Below are 1,316 nucleotides of genomic sequence, written 5' to 3'. Positions count from 1 at the left end.
GAGCCTGTAACTAATTTTGTGTAACTGCCTATCACAACATACTCTAGTAAGAGTTAAGGATAGGCAGATGCAAATGAACAAAAAAGAATTAGAAGCTTTCGCCAAGGAAGCGGCCAAAGGCATTAAAACCCCACAAGATCTCAATGAGTTCAGCCAAATGCTGAAGAAGATCACCGTTGAAGCTGCATTAAACGCTGAGATGGATGAGCATTTAGGTTATGAGAAACATGCTAAATCGGTGATACAAAATAGCCGTAACGGCAAAACGACTAAACGTATCAAAACCGAAGATGGTGAGTTTGAACTCGACACGCCTCGTGACAGAGATGGGTTATTTGAGCCTAAGCTGGTTAAGAAACACCAATCTCGATTTACCTCCATGGACGAGAAAATATTATGGCTATATGCGCAAGGCATGAGCACCCGTGAAATCGTTAAAGCCTTTGATGAATGGTACGGTGCCGATATATCGCCAACGCTAATATCACGTGTTACCAATGCGGTTATTGACCAAGTTATCGAATGGCAATCACGGCCACTCGACCCGATTTACCCCATTATCTATCTCGATTGTTTGGTGGTGAAAATTCGCCAAGACAAACGTGTTATCAACAAATCCATATTCCTAGCTTTGGGTATCAACACTGAGGGGCATAAGGAGCTTCTGGGCATGTGGATAGCTGAAAACGAAGGCGCGAAGTTCTGGCTGAACGTGCTAACTGAATTGCAGCATCGTGGTGTTGAAGATATCTTAATTGCCTGTGTGGATGGCCTCAAGGGCTTTCCTGATGCGATTAACTCAGTGTATCCTCAAGCCCAAATTCAACTGTGTATTGTGCATATGGTGCGTAATTCATTGAAATACGTTTCATGGAAAGACTACAAGGCTGTCACCACTGATTTAAAGCAGGTTTACCGCTCATCCACTGAAGATGAAGCGCTACTTGAACTCGAACGATTTGGTGAAAAGTGGGATGACCAATATCCGCAGATAAGTAAGTCGTGGCGTGCGCACTGGCAGAATCTGAACACCTTATTCAATTACCCTGAAGATATCCGCAAAGCCATTTACACCACCAATGCCATTGAGTCTCTCAACAGCGTTATTCGTAAGGCCATTAAGAAGCGGAAGATATTCCCAAGTGATGACTCTGCCAAGAAAATGGTTTACTTAGCCATTACCGAAGCATCCAAAAAATGGTCGATGCCGATCCATAACTGGCGTCAGGCCATGGTTCGATTTATCATTGAGTTCGGGGATCGCCTCGAAAAGCACATTAACTAAATGGCAGTTACACAGAATCTGTTACAGGCTC

Annotated in this window: 1 protein-coding gene; it reads left to right on the top strand. The window is 43.8% G+C overall.

The genetic code is table 11. The features are described 5' to 3' along the window. Window positions 1-73 precede the first annotated feature (73 nt). Window positions 74-1,285 (top strand): IS256 family transposase, encoded by a 1,212-nt coding sequence (locus ABD036_RS19065; protein WP_343862782.1) that lies wholly within the window; start codon window positions 74-76, stop codon window positions 1,283-1,285. Window positions 1,286-1,316 lie beyond the last annotated feature (31 nt).

The organism is Aliiglaciecola litoralis (assembly GCF_039523355.1).
In the GTDB taxonomy this organism is placed as follows: Bacteria; Pseudomonadota; Gammaproteobacteria; order Enterobacterales; family Alteromonadaceae; genus Aliiglaciecola; species Aliiglaciecola litoralis.
This window is presented reverse-complemented; position numbering and strand designations above follow the sequence as displayed.